Below are 18149 nucleotides of genomic sequence, written 5' to 3'. Positions count from 1 at the left end.
AAATTTATAAAGAATATTTTTATTTAAGAAAAGCCAGTGGCTTTTCTTCCTTAACTCATAACTCATAACTTTTAACTCATAACTAAATTAAGTAGGTAGGTGTTATAATGGGGCAAATTATAAATGGTAAAGAAGTAGCATTAAAAATAAAAGAGGAAATTAAATATTTTGTTAATAACAGGAAAGAAAGAAATTTAAAAATACCTAAAATTGCATCTATATTAGTGGGAAATGATGGCGGATCAATTTATTATATGGGAAGCCAGGAAAAGGTAGCTACATCTTTAGGAGTGGAGTTTTTAAAGGTAATATTGCCTGAAAGTTGCAGTGATGAGGATGTAATAGCAGATATACATAAATTAAATGATGATAATGATATTCAAGGCATTATTTTACAATTACCTCTTCCTAAGAAATTTAATGAAAAGAAAATCATTAAAGAAATATCTCCAAGTAAAGATATTGACTGTCTTACTTTTGAAAGCCAAGGAAAGTTATATATGGGAGAACCAAGATTTTTGCCTTGTACACCTAATTCTGTAGTTACATTGATTAAAAGTTTAAATATGGATATTACAGGTAAAAATGTAGTGGTTCTAGGTAGAAGCAATATAGTTGGAAAGCCAGTAGCACAGCTGTTATTAAATGAAAATGCTACAGTGACAATATGCCATTCAAAGACTAAAAATTTGAAAGAAGTTTGTAAAGTGGCAGATATATTAGTAGTTGCAATTGGAAGACCAAAATTTATTGATGAAACTTATGTTAATGAAAATTCTATCGTAATAGATGTTGGAACTTCATCCTTTGAAGGAAAGATAACTGGTGATGTCGATTTTGATAAGGTTATAAATAAATGCAAGTTTTTAACACCTGTTCCAGGAGGAGTTGGAGCACTTACAACTACTCTTTTAATAGAAAATGCATGTGAGGCTTTAAGAGAAGATGAACATTAAAACATTAACAGTCTCTGAAGTCACCAATTATATTAAAAGAATGCTGGACAATGATTTTATTTTAGGTAATCTCTCTGTAAAAGGGGAGATTTCTAATTTGAAATATCACAGCAGTGGACATATTTATTTTACTCTTAAAGATGGTAATGGCAGAATAAATTGCGTTATGTTTAAAAGTAATGCAATTTTGTTGGATTTTGCATTAGAAGAAGGAATGCAGGTCGTAATCAAAGGCAGGGCCTCAATATATCCAGCAACAGGAAGCTTTCAGCTTTATTGTGATGAAATACAAAAAGAAGGCCTTGGAGATTTATTTATTAAATTTGAGAAGCTTAAAGAAAAATTATCTAAGGAAGGCTATTTTGATGAAGCTCATAAAAAATCATTGCCTAAGTATCCACAGAGAATAGGAATAGTTACATCACCTACAGGAGCAGCAATTAGAGATATTATAAATGTATCAACTAGAAGGAGTAGTTTAGTTGATCTTGTATTATATCCAGCTAAAGTCCAGGGAATAGATGCATATAAGGAAATAATCAGTGGTATCAATTATTTTAATAAAAAGAAATCAGTAGATATAATAATAGTAGGCCGTGGCGGAGGTTCAATTGAAGAATTATGGAATTTTAATGAAGAAGAATTAGCTAAAGCTGTTTTTGTTTCAAAGATACCTATAATTTCAGCCGTGGGACATGAAATAGATTTTACAATATGTGATTTCGTATCAGATGTTAGAGCGGCAACACCATCTCAAGGCGCTGAAATAGCAGTTCCGTTAAGTAATATAATAAAAGAAAAGCTTTTTGAGATTTCTAAAGATTTGGATAAAATAATGGATGATAAAATGAGTGAATGCAAAAATAATTTAATTTCTGCAGAAAGAATTTTAAAGCTTCACTCTCCAATAACTAAAATATCTAACTCATATTTAGAAATAGATAAATTACAAGATAGATTAAATTTCATTATAAAGGCAAAGATTAGGGATGAGAAGAATAAAATAAAAAGTCTAAATAATCTTCTTTTTGCACATAACCCTATTAATGTAATATCAAAAGGATATGCTATAATAGAAGATGATGAAAAAAATCTAATAACATCAAAAGAACAATTAAAGGAAATCAAAGATTTAAAAATTATTTTAAAAGATGGGGAAGTTAATGGAAACTTCACACCTTTAGGACATATGAAATAAAATGAGATAGTGTAATTATTTTTTTATTGCTAGTATAAGGAGTTTTTATTATGGCTAAGAAAGAAAGTTATGAGGATATGTTAGCTAAACTTCAGGAAGTATTAAATAATTTAGAAACTGATGAGATAAATCTTGAGGATTCAATGAAATCTTATGAAGAAGGAGTTAAACTTGTAAATAAGATTTACAAGATTTTAGATTCATATGAATCAAAAGTTTCTGTAATTAAAGACGATAGAGAAGTGGAGTTTAGTGAAAATTATGGAGATAAATAAATTAAAAGAAGATATTGATGAATATTTAAAAGAATATTTTAAAGAAAAAGGAACATATAACAAGATTATATATGATTCATGTAGTTACAGCTTAAATATAGGAGGTAAAAGAATTCGACCTATATTACTTGCATTGACTTATTATATTTATAAAGAAGAATATATAAAAGTAATGCCAATGGCAGCAGCTATAGAAATGATTCATACGTATTCTTTAATTCATGATGATCTTCCATGCATGGATGATGACGACCTAAGAAGAGGTCAGCCTACAAATCATATTAAATTTCAAGAAAATATAGCAGTTCTGGCAGGAGATGCATTATTAAATGAATCAATGATAATCATGATGAATTATGCTTTGAAGAATAAAGGAAATGCATTAGAAGCTGCGCATGAAATAGCCTTTGCTGCTGGAGCAGAAGGAATGATTGGTGGTCAGGTAGTAGATGTTATGTCTGAAGGCAAGAAAATTTCAAAAGATGAACTTGAATATATGCACTCAAAGAAAACTGGAGCTTTAATCAAGGCATCAATAGTTGCTGGTGCAATTTTAGCGAATGCACCAAAAGAAGATTTGAAAATATTAGAGGAATATGGAGCTAAACTGGGATTGGTTTTCCAAATTAAAGATGATATATTAGATGTTATTGGTGATGCTCAAAAGCTTGGAAAGAACATCCATACTGATGAAGAACATGATAAAACTAATTTTATATCGGTTTTTGGAATTGAAAAATGTAATGAATTATGTGATTCGTTAACAAAAGACTGTGTCTTAGCTCTCAAGAATTTAAGTGTTAATTCAGAATGCTTAATAAGCTTAACATACAATCTTTTAAATAGAGAAAATTAATAGAGGGAATGATTATTGTGAAATTATTAGATAAATTGAACTTCCCAGAAGATTTAAAAAAGCTTAATGGAAATGATTATAATGTCTTAAGTGATGAAATTAGGGAATTTCTAATAGATAGTGTATCAAAAACAGGTGGACACTTGGCATCAAATCTAGGTGTTGTAGAACTTACATTAAGTTTATTTAAGGCTTTTAATTTTGATAGAGATAAAATTGTTTGGGATGTAGGACACCAAAGCTATGTTTATAAAATATTAACGGGAAGAAAAGATAAGTTTAAAAAACTTAGGCAGTTTGAAGGAATGAGCGGATTCCCAAAAAGAAATGAAAGTAAGTATGACTATTTTGACACAGGTCATAGCAGTACCTCTATATCAGCTGCTCTTGGAATTGCAAGAGCTAGAGATATAAAGAGAGAAAATTATAATGTTATTTCAGTTATAGGTGATGGTGCATTAACTGGTGGAATGGCAATTGAAGCGCTAAACGATGTTGGTTTTAGAAAAACGAATTTAATAATCATATTAAATGATAATCAAATGTCTATTTCAAAAAATGTTGGTGGACTATCAAGATATTTAAATAAGCTTAGAATAGCACCAGGTTATAATAAGCTTAAAACTGATATACATGCATCACTAGACACATCGAACTTAGGAAAAAACATTGCAGGAAAAATATCTAAGGTTAAGGATAGTATAAAACAATTGGTTGTTCCATCTATGTTCTTTGAAAACTTAGGAATAAAGTATATTGGACCTATTGATGGTCATGATATAGATGCAATGACAGATGTATTTTTAAAAGCAAAAGAAATTAATGGCCCAGTAATAATACATGTATTAACTCAAAAAGGAAAAGGATATGCATCAGCTGAAGAGAGTCCGAGTAAATATCATGCAGTGGGTCCTTTTAATTTAGAAAGTGGAGAATTAAAAGTGTCACCTAAAAACAGTTATTCAAAGGCCTTTGGAAAATCGTTAGTTAATATTGCAGCTCAAGATGAGAAAGTCGTTGCAATTACAGCAGCAATGCCTGATGGTACTGGACTTAAGTGTTTTTCAACTAAATACAAAGATAGATTTTTCGATGTTGGTATTGCAGAAGAGCATGCAGTTACTTTGGCAGCAGGCATGGCTAGTAATGGATTAAAACCTGTGTTTGCAATTTATTCTACATTTTTACAGAGGGCTTTTGATCAAGTATTGCATGATGTCTGTATTCAAAACCTTCCAGTGGTATTTGCAATAGATAGAGCTGGAATAGTTGGAGAAGATGGAGAAACACACCAGGGCATTAATGATTTATCCTATTTATCTATGATGCCTAATATACATATAGTTGCACCAAAATGTTTAGAAGAAGTTGATGTTTTATTAAAATGGGCTATTGATAAGAAGGCTCCGGTTGCTGTAAGGTATCCAAGAGGTGGAAATATTATTAATACCTTATCGCCGATTAAAGCTGTTGAAGAAGGAAAATGGGAGATAATAAACAAAGGTTCTAAAGTATGTATAATATCAACAGGTAAAATGGTTCAGCATGCAATGCTTGCTAAAGATATATTATACGAAAAGGGCCTTAATCCAACTATAATAAATGCAACATTTATAAAACCAATTGATAAAAACTTACTGGAAAGCATTAATAAAGAAGGATACAATATTTTAACTATAGAGGACAATATTTTAAAAGGTGGATTAGGCTCGTCTATAAAGGATTATTTGAGTGAAATAAAATACAGAGGAACTATTAGGTGTCTTGGATATGACGATGAGTTTATTCCTCAAGGAAATGTGGAGATTTTATACAAAACATATAAACTAGATTGCGAAAACATAAGTAAAGCTGTAATAGAGCTTTATGATTAAAAGGAGAAACAAATGGCGGAAAAAAAGGAAAGACTTGATATACTTTTAGTTGAAAAGGGCATAATTACTTCTAGGGAAAAAGCAAAAGCCTGCATTATGGAAGGTAAAGTATATGTAGATGATCAAAAAGTAGATAAGGCAGGAGAAAAGGTAAGTATTAGTTCTAATATAGAATATAGGGGTGAAACGCTTAAGTATGTCAGCAGAGGTGGCCTTAAATTAGAGAAGGCAATGAACACATACAATATTTCATTAGAAGGTAAGGTTTGTATGGATATAGGTGCATCTACAGGAGGTTTTACTGATTGTATGCTTCAAAATGGGGCTAAAAAGGTATTTTCAGTAGATGTGGGATATGGACAGTTTGCCTGGAAGCTTAGAACTGATGAGAGAGTAGTCTGCATGGAAAGAACGAACATAAGATATGTAACTCTTGAAGATATAGGAGAATCATTAGATTTTGCTTCCATTGATGTATCCTTTATATCATTAAAAAAAATAATGCCGGCGACTTTAAATCTTTTAAATGAAAATGGTGAAGTTGTAGCTTTAATAAAGCCACAATTTGAAGCAGGACGTGAAAAAGTAGGTAAAAAAGGTGTTGTAAGGGAAATAGGTACTCATAAAGAGGTTGTTCATGGTATTATAGATTTTTTAATTGAACAGGAATTAAATATCTTAGGCGTAGGATACTCTCCTATAAAGGGTCCAGAAGGCAATATAGAATATTTAGTCTATTTTACAAAGGATAAAAATAAAGAAAGCGATTTTAAAAATGAAGATATTGATATAGTAGTTGAAGCATCGCATGTGGAAATTTAACTTCTTTAGGAGGGGCTATGAAAAGGATTGGATTTGCAATTAATTCGTTAAAAGATAAAGATAATAGAATATTAGATATGGTTATAAAGAAATTCAGAGATAGGTTTGAGCTAGAAGATATTTTTGTATTTAATGCTTACGATATGGAAATACAAGACTTGACAGGTATTGATTTACTTGTTGTATTAGGGGGAGATGGAACTCTCTTAGGAATAGCAAGAGCTTTAAATGAAACTTTCCATTCGCCTATCTTAGGGATAAATATAGGAAACTTGGGATTTCTAACAAGTATTGATATATCTGATATTGATGCTGCTCTTGATAAGATAGAAGAAGGCAAATATAACATAGCGGAAAGAATGATGTTAAACTGTAAAGTTGAATCGCAAGAATACAAAGAGGATATTAGAGCATTAAATGATGTAGTAATAGCTAGAGGAACTTTATCGAGAATGGTAAAATTCACAATATATGTAGATGGTAAAATATATTCTACCTTTAAAGGTGATGGACTTATTATAGCAACACCTACTGGTTCAACAGCATATTCTTTTTCTGCTGGAGGACCATTTATATATCCGGATTTGGAACTTATATCAATAACTCCTATATGTCCACATACTAAAAGCATGCAGACTATTATATTAAATGGTAATAGTGTTATAGAAGTATGTGCAGACCATGAGGATGAGAATATTTATTTAACAGTAGATGGTCAGAAATCAATTAAAGTTGATGACGATACTTCAATAAAATTAAGTAAGAATAATAAAAATGTAAAATTACTATTATTTGACGATTATGACTATTTTAAAGTGTTAAGAAGTAAGGTTTTAAATAATTCTAAAGAATGTGATGGTGATGAACTTTGAAATCAAAAAGGCATACAAAAATACTTGAAATAATAGGTTCAAGAGAAATTGAAACTCAAGAGGAACTAGCAGAAGCATTGAAAAAAGAAGGATTTGATGTAACTCAGGCAACTGTATCTAGAGATATTAAAAATTTAAAATTAATAAAAATGCAATCATCTAATGGTAAATCTAAGTATGTTGTATCAGCAGGAGAACAGAAGAATATTATTGACAGGTTGAGTAATATTTTAGCTAACACTGTACTTACAGTAGAAAATGTAGATAAGATGGTTGTTATAAAAACTATAACAGGTTCAGCACCAATTACAGCTGAAGCAATAGATAATTTGGAAAGTGCTGATATAGCAGGCACTGTAGCGGGTGATAATACTATTTTTATTTTAGTAAGAAGCATTGAAAGTGCTGAAGATTTAGTAGATAAAATTAGAAAAAGAATGTCATCATAGATATTAAGGGTGGGATGAAATGCTAATTCAATTAAATATTAAAAATTTTGCATTAATAGAGGAAATAACAATAAACTTTAGTGAAGGATTTAATATACTTTCAGGTGAAACAGGAGCAGGAAAGTCTATTATGATAGATGCAATAGACTGTGTTCTTGGCGGAAAATTTTTTAAAAATTTAATAAGAACAGGTGAAGAAAAAACATATGTGGAAGCTTTATTTACTCTTGATAAGTCTAAAGTAAGCGAAGTTTTAGATGAACTAGATATTGAATATGAAGATATATTAATAATTTCAAGAGAAAGTCATGTCAGTGGCAAAAATTTAATAAAGGTTAACGGAAAAAGCTTAATTACATCTCAGCTTAGGAAAATAAGAGCAAAACTTTTGGACATTCATGGCCAGCATGCAAATCAAGAACTTTTGCAAAGAAATACTCATATATCATATTTAGATGGATTTATAGGAAATGAAATACAAAGTCCATTAAATAAGTTTGGCAGCTTAAGAGAAGATTTAATTAAGATTAGAGAAGAAATCAAAAGAATTAATGGAAATTCAGATAGAGAAAAATTATTAGATTATTTGAAATTTCAAATTGAAGATATAGAAAAGGCAAAGCTTAAGGAAAATGAAGAAGAGACATTAAAAGAAGAGTATAATATATTAGCAAATGTGGAAAAGATAAATAATAGTTTGGCAATATCTTATGGAATACTGAATGGAAATGAAGAATTTGGTGTGATTGATTCAATTTCAAAGGTTATTGCAGAACTCGCAAGTGTTGAAGGCCATTTTGAGAGGATAAAGAAAAATAAACAAGCAATAGAAGAGGCATATTATGCAATAGAAGAAGCTAGTCATGAAATTCGTGATATGTCTGAAGAGGTTGTCTTTGATCAAGAGGCTTTAGACAAAGTTAATGGAAGAATCTATGAAATAAATACGTATAAGAAAAAGTATGCCCCATCTGTTCCGGAAATATTACAATATCATGAGAGAATAAAAAAACAATATAATGAAATAGTTAACTCTGAGAAAATAATAGAAGAACTTAAGGAAAAGGAAAAAGAAATCTTATCTAAAATGGAAAAACAGGCTTTGATTATTCATGAACTTAGAGTAAGCAAAGGTAAGTTATTGGAAGAAAAAATTTTAAAAGAACTTGTGTTTGTAGGACTTGAAAAATCAAGGATGGAGATAAAAGTTATCCGCGAAGAAGATTTTAATGACAGAGGATTTGACGAGGTTAGCTTTTTAATTTCAACAAATCCTGGAGAGCCTCTTATGCCTCTGGAAAAAGTGCTATCGGGTGGAGAACTATCGAGAATAATGTTAGCATTAAAATGTGTTTTTGCTGAAAAGGATGAAATACCAACTTTGATATTTGATGAAATAGATACAGGAATAAGCGGAGCTGTTGCTCAAAGAGTTGGCGAGAAAATGTATCAATTGTCAAAAACACATCAAGTTTTATGTATTACTCACCTGCCACAAATAGCAGTATTGTCTGATTACCATTATTTTGTTGCTAAAAAGGTAAGAGATGATAAGACATTTACCAAAATAAAAGTTTTATCAAAAGAGGAAAAAGAATTTGAGATATGTAAAATGTTAGCAGGAGATAGCGTGACAGAAGCAACATTAAATAATGTAAGAGAGATGATAGAAATAAGCGAGCAAAAAAAAATAGAAATTAAAAAATAAATACATATACAATAAAAAATTGGTAAAAATAAAACCATGTGAGTGATGCATGGTTTTATTTTTTTATCGTAAATTAAAGAAATTTTGTTTATATAAAAGAAATAAAATTATTATACATTAAAAATTTAGTATATGCTAAATTTTTTGTCTAGAATAACAGACTTCCTATAGGATAAGACATTAATCTAGTGGGAAAATTAAAATTAGAAAGTAAAGGAGGAGAGAAATATGAAGAAAAAACTTTTATGTACAACTGGTTTAATTATAACTCCAATCTTTATTTTGATTTTAATTACTGCAATTAGTATAAGAAAATTGCCAAGCAAAATATATACTAAAGATGATAAAACGGTTCAGTCTATTGCACCTATAGGAAATACAATCAAAAAAATCGGAAATGTTGGAAATGAATATGAAATAAAATTTTTAGGAATGATTCCATTAAAATCAGTAGAAGTTCAAAAAATAAAAGACTTAGAGATATGTCCAGGTGGAAATCCTATCGGTGTGAGGGTAAATAGTGAGGGTGTGCTTGTGGTTGGATATTCTGATATTGAAGTTGATAACAAAAAAGAAGAAAGTCCGGGAAAAGCTGGTGGTCTTGAAATTGGAGATGTGATTTTAAAAGTCAATGGTGAAGATATGGAAAACTCTCTTGATTTACTAAAAACAATAAAAGAATCTGATAATGAGTATATAAAGGTCAATATATTAAGAAGCGGAAAAAATCTTACAAAGACAATTCATTTAAAGAAAGAAAATAGTAAAAACTATAAAATTGGGCTATGGATTAGAGATTCTACAGCTGGAGTTGGAACAATGACATTTTACGATGATAAAACTAAAACATTTGGTGCATTAGGACATCCAATTACAGATTGTGATACAAATGAGCCGTTTTTAATTAAAAAAGGAGATATGCTGGAATCTTCTATAATAAGCGTTAGGAAAGGCGAAAAAGGACTGCCAGGTGAACTAAAAGGCATTTTCTTAAACGAAAATAATCCAAGTGGAACAATTGAAAAAAATACTCAAAGTGGAATTTTTGGAGAAGTTACGAACACAGAATGCTTAAATAAAAGTGTAAAGCCACTTAAAGTTGGATTTAGAGACGAAATATATGTAGGTAAAGCAAAGATAATTACAACTATTGATGAAAATGGACCGCAAGAATTTGATATTGAAATTGAGAAAGTTTTAAATCAATCTGTTCCAAATTCTAAGAGTATGGTGATAAAGGTCACAGATCCAAGATTATTACAAAAAACTGGAGGTATCGTTCAAGGAATGAGTGGAAGTCCTATAATTCAAAATAATAAAATAATAGGAGCAGTGACACATGTACTAATTAATAAGCCTGATACAGGATATGGGATATATATAGAATGGATGCTTCAAGATGCAGGAATAATAAAGTAATGTTAGGTGAGGTGGAATTTAATAAAATTCCACCTTGCTTTATTCTTAAATATATTTAATATTAAAGATATAAAAACATGCTTTTATTACAGCATTTTTTTATTTATTATGAAATATTATTAAAAATATATAGTTAAAATAAAAAAAGTGAATTTTGGATAAAACTTCTTAAATAAAAACACTATATACATTGTAGAAAAATAAATATAATTATATAATAAATATATAATAATTTAATAATTGATAGCTAAGGAAAAATATAGTTGCATTTTTATAAAAGAACGCCTAAAAAGTATTTTTTAATAAAGTATTTACTTTACGAGAAAAAAAGTGTATAATTTACAAATAGTGGAAGATAATTGCATTATGATAATTATATGTAGTAAGATTTATGTAAAAAGAAATATATTAATAGGATTTATTATGTATTATTAATACCTTAGTACATACCCTGATAATGAAACGAAGTCTTAGCAAAATACACAAGCAATAATGTAACAGAATATGATTATATAATTACTGAATAAGATGTGGTTAGAAGGGTTAAAATTATATATTAAATACTAAACATAAAAAAGAATGGACAAAAGGAGAGAAAGAATTATGGAAGATTCAAAAATATCTGTACTTATTGCAGATGATAACAAAGAATTTTGCAGCATATTAAATGACTACTTATTAAACCAAAGAGATATTGTAGTTACAGGAATTGCCAAGGATGGTAGGGAAGCATTAGAATTAATAGTAGAGAAAAAGCCGGATTTAGTTATCCTAGATATTATTATGCCACATTTAGATGGATTAGGTGTTCTTGAAAAATTAAATACCATGGATCTAGAAAAGGTTCCAAGAATAATTATTTTATCAGCTGTTGGTCAAGATAAAATTACTCAACAAGCAATAACTCTTGGTGCAGATTATTATACTGTAAAGCCTTTTGATATGGAAGTGTTTACAAAGAGAATAAGAGAAATGTTCAGTAATAATATAACTAGAGAAACGTCAATTAGAAGTTCATATCAATCATCAACAATGATGTCTTCAGTATCAGAAACTAAATCAAAAGCACCTGTAGATTTAGAAACAGAAATAACAAACATAATACATGAAGTAGGTGTTCCGGCACACATAAAAGGATACATGTACTTAAGAGAAGCTATAACTATGGTAGTAAACGATATGGAGTTGTTATCAGCAGTAACAAAGGAATTATATCCATCAATAGCTAAAAAGTATAATACAACAGCTTCAAGAGTTGAAAGGGCTATAAGACATGCGATAGAAGTAGCATGGGGCAGAGGCCAAATAGAAGCTATTAACAGACTATTTGGATATACAATCCACAATGATAAAGGCAAGCCAACAAATAGTGAATTTATAGCTATTATAGCTGATAAATTAAGACTTAAGAATAAAGTTAGCTAATTTGACCGCATGGTACCATTTAGCAGAAATCTTATGTCGATAAACATAATAAAAATTGCTATAGATTTTACTGATTTATGTATATAACTATTAAATTGAATTATTAGGTAAACACCTTTTGTATATTGTTTTAAAGACTAATATACAAAAGGTATTTTTGTTTGCCAAGAATTATTAAAAAATCCAAACAAATAATAAATTTAATTCAAGATTTTTTTTATTATTGGAGTTACAAAAATTTATCTGTTAAAACAATTAAGTTATACGTTAAAACTTAATATAGTTTAATTCAAGAGTTACAGCAAATGGTTGAAAAATAAAAAGGACAACCTGTTCCTTAACAAGCCATCCTGAATACTGTGTTATATATATTATTATTTTAGGGGAAATAATAATTCTTAAATATTTTATGATTTTATTATATTATTGGTTTGTGACAGTATTATGACAAATATATTAACTCAAAATTAAAGTATAAATAAAAAGGATAACCTATTAAAAGAGCTATCCTTTTTACTGTACAGTGTGTTAAGGGAAAAATAACGATGAAAAAACTAAATCATTATTATAGTATTATTATAAGCAACAATTGTTACGATATTATAATAAGTTCGTTAAACTTATATAAACTTTATATTAAAAAATAAATAAAAAAGGGTAGCTTATCAGGGAACAATAAGTTATCCTGAAAATTATATTATGTTTATTAATGGAGGTTAATAAATGAGAAAAAGATTTAATAGCAGAAAAGATAGAAGAACATGATTGTAAAGTTGATAAGTATGATAATAAAATTGAAATATTAGAGAAATTATTTGAAAATAAAACTTTTGTTATTTGAAAAGGATTCTAATTTAATTTGAAAGAATTAATAATCATTATTAGTATATATTAAATATTTTATAATAGTATCTTATTGCATAAATGGAATTAGTAATACTAATGGGCATTCCTAAGTCTATTAGAAAACATCTATATTTACAAAGTTAGAGGAGTAGAGTGGAATCTTTAGTGCTCTTATTTTAAAAAACCAATAAATCCGATAAAAATAGTATTGTATAAAATATGAATTTATGATAATATTAATTTACACACTAAGCTAACAGCAATAGCGTTAGACTCCTAAGATAATTACAATATATTTTTTCTTAAACATTAAATTTAAATAAGGATAGTTAAAAGCAAAATTTTTACTATCCTTATTTTAAAAGTGAAGCTGATATCATTTACATAAAATAATATATTATTGATAAAGTGAGGTGAAATAGATATGGGAAATTTAATGAAGATTAACTTGTATGCTGAATATGAAAGTAAAAAGAAAAATGAACTTAATTTACAGACAGTAGAAGAAGTCATTAAAAAATATAACAGTTGGTTAAAGAAAACAAATGTAGAGGATAAGATAGAAAGCTATGAAGAATTCTTACAAGCTCAATGATTATTTTTAAGAGTAGTAGACAGTAGAAATATTGTTTATTACCCTTATTTTTTTATTTCTATATTTACATAGGAACATAAGTTCGCTATAATGATGTATATAATATTCAATTAATAAGGGGCAAGATAATAATGGATAAAAATATTTATGAACTATTAAAAGATATCGAATTACATTCGGATAATATTAATAATTGGGAACAAATAACCAATGCTTTTGTTAATGCTATCAAAAGAAAGGGGCTTACCAAAGAACAGGTTGTAGAAATGAATAATAGGATATTAAAAGAAGTTAGTGAAGAAATGAGAAGTGAAAAGGAAATATATTTATAATGTAGGAATTTATTACTGTAGTAAACAAAGATATAGTATTACATAAAAAGTATATCCAACAAAGTGATATACTTGAAACAAACTGATCAAGTTCAGTTTTATTAAGAAAAATTACTATAAAATTATAATAAATTTGTTTTATTAAAAGTTTTAAAAGCTAGTAAGCATGGGGAAGAAAACGAATGGGATAAACTAACAGATTATTTAGATATATAATTCATAATTATAAAGGCAAGCCCCCAAATAGTAGATTTATAGCTATAATAGCTGAGAAATTAAGACTTAAGAATAAAGTCAGCTAATTTGACCGAGTGGTTATGAAATTAGTCTTTAAGCAATAAACTAATAAAGTCATTAGTTTATTGGTATCAGAATATGAAAGCGTAAATTTTAAACCTATAAATATGTAAATAGAAACACTTTTAATATATTGATTTTTAGATTTTTAATCAATATATCAAAGTGTTTTTTTGTTACCTAAAATTTCAACAAAATCAAAATGATAAATAATATTATAGTAAATTGCTTGTAAAAACTATACGAAAAGATACTTAAGGTTTGAATGTTTTATTATGTCCATAATTCAAATGGTTAATAAAAAACAGCTTATTGGGGTAATAAGCTGTTACATATAAATATTTCTAATAGGAAATATAAATGAAAAAAGTTTATCATTGTAGATAATTATAAAATATAATTGTTATGATAAGATAAAAAATATGTTAAGCTTTAAATATAAGAAATTGTAATTATGATTGATTATAGGTATATTTTATTTTGTTTTGCACACAATAATTATGAAAGAGGTGATTCTCATGGACAATGATTTTAATAATAATATTCTAGGATTACTCCGAAAATAATTTTAAAGTCACATAAGTACACTCATCTTTCTGAAAAGATAAAGCTAGGGTTTCAATAGTCCCTAGCTTTATTCACTTTATATCTCTATCATTATTAATTTTTCTATAATCTCAAAACTAAATTAAAAATTAATTATCAAGAATGATAATACTTATATATAGGGAAGTTAAGAAAATATAAGAAGATTTTAATAGATGTGTTTATTCAAATCATTGTGTGTTTTAGTTTTATACATCTTTGAGTAAATTTGGATTAGATAATAAATAATTATATAAAAAATGAATGACTTACTTAGGGGAATAAGTCATTCAAAAAAAGTAAGTTAATAAGGGGTAAATAATATTTAACTACTTTTCAATTATATTATACCTTCAATATTCCAGCGATGTCAATATTAAGAGAAATTATAACAATAAAATTTTAGTAAAATTACATGATTTTGCACTATTAAAGATATTACTTAATATTTTCGTAATGTTATTGACAAAGTCTATATATTTATGTTACCTTGTGTAAGGTATACTTTTAATTTAGTTCAGAGAAACTAAGAAGGGGGAAAAAATGATAAATAATGAAGTATTAGAAAAGCAAAATGAATTTATAGGACTTACAGAAAATATCTCTTTGAAGAGGGCAATACCATTAAGCTTTCAACATATGTTTGCAATGTTTGGATCATCGGTTCTAGTGCCCCTTATCTTTAAAATTGACCCGGCAACTGTTTTGTTTTTTAACGGTATAGGGACATTATTATATGCATTTCTTACTAAAAAGAAAATTCCAGCTTATTTAGGATCAAGTTTCGCATTTATATCACCAGTGTTACTTTTATATAGCCAAGGTTATAATTTTGAGACTATACAAGGTGGCTTTGTGGCAGTAGGTGTACTTTTCTCAATAATAGCATTAATTATTGGATATGCAGGAATAGGATGGATTGATAAGTTGTTTCCACCAGCAGCAATGGGGGCAATAATAACTGTAATAGGTTTAAGTTTAGCCAATACTGCAGCCGACATGGCAGGTTTTCCAGTAGGAGGAAGCAATACGCAGACTTTAAACGTTCCTTGGGTAATTGTATCTATGATAACACTAGTTACGGTAGTTTTATGCAATGTTTTATTGAGAGGTTTTTTGAAGATTATACCTATATTAATAGGTGTAGTGGTAGGCTACATTTCAGCATTATTCATGGGATTAGTTGACTTTAGCGCAGTAAACAATGCGAGTTTCATTTTACTCCCTAATATCAAAATTGCTCATTTTGATATAAATGCAATTTTAACAATAATACCAGCTACGTTTGTAGTAGTAGCGGAACATGTTGGACACTTGAAGGTTACTGGAAGCATTATGGGGAAGGATTTAACAAAAGATCCAGGTCTTCATAGATCTTTACTTGGAGATGGATTATCTACTATTATCTCAGGAATGTTTGGTTCAGTACCTACAACAACTTACGGTGAAAATATTGGAGTTTTAGCATTAACTAAAGTATATAGTGTATATGTAATTTGTGGGGCAGGATTAATTTCGATAATTTTAGGATTTTCGGGTAAGATGTCAGCGCTTATTAGTACAATTCCAACGCCTGTTATAGGAGGGATTAGTCTGCTATTGTTTGGAACAATTGCTACTTCAGGTCTTAGAACCTTTATTGAAGAAAAAGTTGATTTTTCTAAATCTAGAAATTTAATACTTACATCAATAATATTTATTGTTGGGTTAAGTGGAATAAAATTAACTTTAGGAAGTACTGAAATAACTGGAATGGGACTAGCTACTTTAGTAGCCATGGTACTAAGTATATGTTTTATGATTTTCGATAAATTAGGAATAATGAATGAAGCAGAATAAAATAGCGGTACTTTATCATAAGATAATGCAGTTTATAATTTAATAAAATTAAATTATTAGGATTTATAGAGAATATGCAGGAATTTGCATGTTCTCTTTTTTATAAAGGAATATTGTCTAAACAAATCTAATGCCACATTTTAATGTCACTTTTGGGAATATTTTAATAGATTATTTTTAAAAATGATGGTTAATATATTACTGCCAGGCAAAATTAAATTTAAGGGAGGAAGATAGATATGGCTTCAAATAATAACAGAACTTTAATTCCAGAAGCAAAGGCAGGTTTAAACAGATTAAAGACTGAAGTTGCTTCAGAAATAGGATTATCAAACTATGAAAGCACAGACAAAGGAAACCTTTCTTCAAGGCAAAATGGAAGTGTTGGAGGAGAAATGGTTAAAAGAATGATAGAAAGCTACGAACAAGGACTATAAACCTAGGTTAATAAGCCGAATCTCCAAAAAATGTACTAGAAGCATTTAAAGATGCCAGGTATCTTTGAAATGACATAACTTAGTGAAGTTTGTGAGATAAAATACTTAAAGAGTATTTCAAAATTGAAAATAGTTCACTCTCATGAATTTCAAACCTTTTATAAAGATGCCCTGTAAAGTCGACTAAATTTATGCTGAGAAGCTAAATAGACTATACAGGGTATTTTATATTAAGTAAATTTATAAATACAAAAAACTAAAATGTATAGTGAAATTATAAATAATTAACTTTTTAAGTTAATTTTGAATATATTGAACAATTTAAACGAAAACTATTTCTAAATAGATATATAGGAGGAAATGATACGATGAAAAGACTTATAAAATTTTTGAGTTATTTAATAAGCGTTACTATACTCATGGGAATTATAATTGGAGCTGATGTCCAAGAATCTTTTAAAGTTATTACAGATAAGACTCCATTATATACAATTCAATATGATGGATATGATCTTACTGCTGGAAGAATTAGAATAGAAGGAAGTAATAATGTTGTATATTGTTTAGAGATAAATAAGAATTACCCATCAGGTCAAACTTTTAATACGCCTGAGGCCCTTAGTGAAAATATTAATAATATAGTTGCAGCAGGATATCCTAACAGGTCTGTAGCTGAGTTAAATCTAGATAATGAAAATGAAGCATATTTCGCGACACAAATAGCAATATGGAGTGGAATGGAGGGGTATGATGTTAATAAAATGAAAGGAGCCAATCCTAAAATATTAGAAGCTATAAAAAATATATATCTTGATGGTATGAGTGGAAAATATGCAAATAAAATAAGAACTAAAGCTTATAAAACAAACGATGAGTCCATTCAAGAGATAATTACTGTGTATTATGATGATCTACTATCAGAACAAAAAGCAGAATCAATACAAAAAGAATACCCACCTCAAGAAGGATAATATATAAGTATTTATAAATTAGAAATAATAAGTGATAGGTTTAAGAATAAAGGGATTTAATGAGAGTTGTTTTTGTAAATTTAATCTTTTATTCTATACTTATCACTTTTAATTTATAAATATAAAGATATTTGCGTAGTTTGACATATATACATTAAAATGGTACGCTTTTTTTATAGTGTATATAATTATAGTATGTACAAGCTTTTTGAGAATCTTTTAACAAAAAGCTTTATTTTTAAAGAAGATTACAAAGCTAATATAAAGGATCAAATTTATACAATTATATCTGAAAGCTATAATAAATTTAAGAGTAATAAGTTAATAAAGATATAATGTATATATGTTGCAATAATGAAATTACATTTAAAGCATTTGTAAGCTAAGTAAATA

The 18149-nt window shown here is 28.2% G+C and carries 16 protein-coding genes and 1 pseudogene; all 17 read left to right on the top strand.

From position 1 onward, the window contains the following. Window positions 1–107: 107 nt before the first annotated feature. The 17 genes and pseudogenes from CLOBL_RS05245 to CLOBL_RS05170 all read left to right on the top strand — a co-directional run bounded on the left by CLOBL_RS05245 (window position 108) and on the right by CLOBL_RS05170 (window position 17756). Complete coding sequence (locus CLOBL_RS05245) at window positions 108–956, top strand: bifunctional methylenetetrahydrofolate dehydrogenase/methenyltetrahydrofolate cyclohydrolase (RefSeq protein WP_077858053.1); 849 nt, start codon at window positions 108–110, stop codon at window positions 954–956. Further along, complete coding sequence (gene xseA / locus CLOBL_RS05240; protein ID WP_077858052.1) at window positions 946–2154, top strand: exodeoxyribonuclease VII large subunit; 1209 nt, start codon at window positions 946–948, stop codon at window positions 2152–2154. Before CLOBL_RS05245 ends, xseA begins: the two co-directional genes overlap by 11 nt. 50 nt (window positions 2155–2204) lie before the next feature. Then, entirely contained in the window at window positions 2205–2429 is a 225-nt protein-coding gene (locus CLOBL_RS05235) for an exodeoxyribonuclease VII small subunit (RefSeq protein ID WP_009170407.1), read from the top strand. After that, a complete protein-coding gene (locus tag CLOBL_RS05230; protein ID WP_077858051.1) occupies window positions 2416–3285 on the top strand; it encodes a polyprenyl synthetase family protein in 870 nt (289 codons plus the stop codon). The genes CLOBL_RS05235 and CLOBL_RS05230 overlap by 14 nt, the downstream gene beginning before the upstream one ends. Before the next feature lie 17 nt (window positions 3286–3302). After that, a complete protein-coding gene (gene dxs / locus CLOBL_RS05225) occupies window positions 3303–5159 on the top strand; it encodes a 1-deoxy-D-xylulose-5-phosphate synthase (protein ID WP_077858050.1) in 1857 nt (618 codons plus the stop codon). A 12-nt stretch (window positions 5160–5171) separates the two neighbouring features. Beyond that, window positions 5172–5981 (top strand): TlyA family RNA methyltransferase, encoded by an 810-nt coding sequence (locus CLOBL_RS05220; protein WP_077858049.1) that lies wholly within the window; start codon window positions 5172–5174, stop codon window positions 5979–5981. Between the two features lie 17 nt (window positions 5982–5998). Then, entirely contained in the window at window positions 5999–6853 is an 855-nt protein-coding gene (locus CLOBL_RS05215) for an NAD(+)/NADH kinase (protein WP_077858048.1), read from the top strand. Beyond that, window positions 6850–7302, top strand: coding sequence for an arginine repressor (locus tag CLOBL_RS05210; RefSeq protein WP_077858047.1), 453 nt, complete (start codon window positions 6850–6852; stop codon window positions 7300–7302). The genes CLOBL_RS05215 and CLOBL_RS05210 overlap by 4 nt, the downstream gene beginning before the upstream one ends. A gap of 19 nt (window positions 7303–7321) precedes the next feature. Further along, window positions 7322–9010, top strand: a complete 1689-nt coding sequence (gene recN / locus CLOBL_RS05205; protein ID WP_077858046.1) for a DNA repair protein RecN — start codon at window positions 7322–7324, stop codon at window positions 9008–9010. 228 nt (window positions 9011–9238) lie between these two features. After that, the gene (spoIVB, locus tag CLOBL_RS05200; RefSeq protein WP_077858045.1) at window positions 9239–10429 is read left to right on the top strand and encodes a SpoIVB peptidase; all 1191 of its coding nucleotides are present in this window, start codon (window positions 9239–9241) and stop codon (window positions 10427–10429) included. 603 nt (window positions 10430–11032) lie between these two features. Next, a complete protein-coding gene (gene spo0A / locus CLOBL_RS05195; protein ID WP_009170415.1) occupies window positions 11033–11854 on the top strand; it encodes a sporulation transcription factor Spo0A in 822 nt (273 codons plus the stop codon). Between the two features lie 1270 nt (window positions 11855–13124). Beyond that, complete coding sequence (locus CLOBL_RS27880) at window positions 13125–13295, top strand: hypothetical protein (protein ID WP_009170447.1); 171 nt, start codon at window positions 13125–13127, stop codon at window positions 13293–13295. A 131-nt stretch (window positions 13296–13426) separates the two neighbouring features. After that, the gene (locus CLOBL_RS05185) at window positions 13427–13627 is read left to right on the top strand and encodes a hypothetical protein (RefSeq protein WP_009170448.1); all 201 of its coding nucleotides are present in this window, start codon (window positions 13427–13429) and stop codon (window positions 13625–13627) included. A 164-nt stretch (window positions 13628–13791) separates the two neighbouring features. Beyond that, window positions 13792–13929 (top strand): annotated as a pseudogene (locus CLOBL_RS27440) (sporulation initiation factor Spo0A C-terminal domain-containing protein); the annotation flags it as partial. 1123 nt (window positions 13930–15052) lie between these two features. Continuing rightward, entirely contained in the window at window positions 15053–16348 is a 1296-nt protein-coding gene (gene uraA, locus CLOBL_RS05180) for a uracil permease (protein WP_077858043.1), read from the top strand. A gap of 239 nt (window positions 16349–16587) precedes the next feature. After that, window positions 16588–16785 (top strand): alpha/beta-type small acid-soluble spore protein, encoded by a 198-nt coding sequence (locus CLOBL_RS05175; protein ID WP_009170450.1) that lies wholly within the window; start codon window positions 16588–16590, stop codon window positions 16783–16785. Between the two features lie 368 nt (window positions 16786–17153). After that, window positions 17154–17756, top strand: a complete 603-nt coding sequence (locus tag CLOBL_RS05170; protein ID WP_077858042.1) for a thioester domain-containing protein — start codon at window positions 17154–17156, stop codon at window positions 17754–17756. Window positions 17757–18149 lie beyond the last annotated feature (393 nt).

Source organism: Clostridium sp. BL-8 (assembly GCF_002006495.1).
Taxonomy (GTDB): Bacteria; Bacillota; Clostridia; order Clostridiales; family Clostridiaceae; genus Clostridium.
This window is presented reverse-complemented; position numbering and strand designations above follow the sequence as displayed.

Bases quoted from the DNA above. Each gene is read 5' to 3' on its own strand.
- CLOBL_RS27880 (WP_009170447.1), top strand. From the start codon at position 13,125: ATGGGAAATTTAATGAAGATTAACTTGTATGCTGAATATGAAAGTAAA.
- recN (WP_077858046.1), top strand. From the start codon at position 7,322: ATGCTAATTCAATTAAATATTAAAAATTTTGCATTAATAGAGGAAATA.
- spoIVB (WP_077858045.1), top strand. From the start codon at position 9,239: ATGAAGAAAAAACTTTTATGTACAACTGGTTTAATTATAACTCCAATC.
- CLOBL_RS05175 (WP_009170450.1), top strand. From the start codon at position 16,588: ATGGCTTCAAATAATAACAGAACTTTAATTCCAGAAGCAAAGGCAGGT.
- CLOBL_RS05245 (WP_077858053.1), top strand. From the start codon at position 108: ATGGGGCAAATTATAAATGGTAAAGAAGTAGCATTAAAAATAAAAGAG.
- CLOBL_RS05170 (WP_077858042.1), top strand. From the start codon at position 17,154: ATGAAAAGACTTATAAAATTTTTGAGTTATTTAATAAGCGTTACTATA.
- xseA (WP_077858052.1), top strand. From the start codon at position 946: ATGAACATTAAAACATTAACAGTCTCTGAAGTCACCAATTATATTAAA.
- CLOBL_RS05185 (WP_009170448.1), top strand. From the start codon at position 13,427: ATGGATAAAAATATTTATGAACTATTAAAAGATATCGAATTACATTCG.
- CLOBL_RS05220 (WP_077858049.1), top strand. From the start codon at position 5,172: ATGGCGGAAAAAAAGGAAAGACTTGATATACTTTTAGTTGAAAAGGGC.
- uraA (WP_077858043.1), top strand. From the start codon at position 15,053: ATGATAAATAATGAAGTATTAGAAAAGCAAAATGAATTTATAGGACTT.
- CLOBL_RS05215 (WP_077858048.1), top strand. From the start codon at position 5,999: ATGAAAAGGATTGGATTTGCAATTAATTCGTTAAAAGATAAAGATAAT.
- CLOBL_RS05235 (WP_009170407.1), top strand. From the start codon at position 2,205: ATGGCTAAGAAAGAAAGTTATGAGGATATGTTAGCTAAACTTCAGGAA.
- spo0A (WP_009170415.1), top strand. From the start codon at position 11,033: ATGGAAGATTCAAAAATATCTGTACTTATTGCAGATGATAACAAAGAA.
- CLOBL_RS05230 (WP_077858051.1), top strand. From the start codon at position 2,416: ATGGAGATAAATAAATTAAAAGAAGATATTGATGAATATTTAAAAGAA.